Below are 876 nucleotides of genomic sequence, written 5' to 3'. Positions count from 1 at the left end.
TCGTTGATGGTGTGACTGTCGGCTTGTCTGGTCGTTGGTGTGGTCGTGGGGAAGCGGGAGTCGCGGCCGTGGCTGGTGTCGGATGAACTGTGGTCGCTGATTGAGCCGTTGCTACCCGAGCCAGGGCCGAAACTCAAACCCGGGCGGCCGCGGGTGCCGGATCGCAAGGCGTTGTGCGGGATCCTGTTCGTGCTGCACACCGGCATCCAATGGGAGTACCTGCCCCAGGAACTCGGCTTCGGCTCAGGCATGACTTGCTGGCGGCGCCTGGCCGAGTGGAACGAGGCCGGGGTGTGGGATCAACTGCACTTGGTGCTGCTGACCAGGCTGCGGGCTGCCAACAAGCTGGACTGGTCGCGGGCGGTGATCGACTCCACCCACATCCGGGCCGCTCGACGGGGCCCAAAAGCGGCCCCAGCCCGGTCGACCGCGCACGGCCCGGCAGCAAGCACCACATCCTCACCGATGGCCAGGGCATCCCGCTCGCGGTGTCACTAACGGGCGGCAACCGCAACGACGTCACCCAGATCCTGCCTCTGCTGGAGAAGGTCCCCGCCGTGGGCGGCGTCGTCGGCCGGCCCCGGCGGCGGCCGGACGTGCTGCTCGCCGACCGCGGCTACGACCACGACAAGTACCGGCGCCTGGTCTGAGCCCGCGGCATCAAGCCACGCATCGCGGCGCGAGGTCAGGAACACGGCAGCGGCCTGGGCATCTACCGCTGGGTGGTCGAGCGCACGATCGCCTGGCTGCACGGCTTCCGCCGCCTACGCATCCGCTGGGAACGCCGCGACGACATCCATGAAGCCTTCCTAGGCCTCGCCGTCTGCCTCATCACCCACCGACACGTCCAACGCCTTTGTTAGGAGCTCTAAGAGG

General features: G+C 68.2%; 1 pseudogene. It reads left to right on the top strand.

The features are described 5' to 3' along the window. Nucleotides 1-45 precede the first annotated feature (45 nt). Nucleotides 46-863: pseudogene (locus tag AQI70_RS38270) on the top strand (IS5 family transposase). Nucleotides 864-876: the final 13 nt, after the last annotated feature.

Source organism: Streptomyces curacoi (assembly GCF_001513975.1).
In the GTDB taxonomy this organism is placed as follows: domain Bacteria; phylum Actinomycetota; class Actinomycetes; order Streptomycetales; family Streptomycetaceae; genus Streptomyces; species Streptomyces curacoi.
This window is presented reverse-complemented; position numbering and strand designations above follow the sequence as displayed.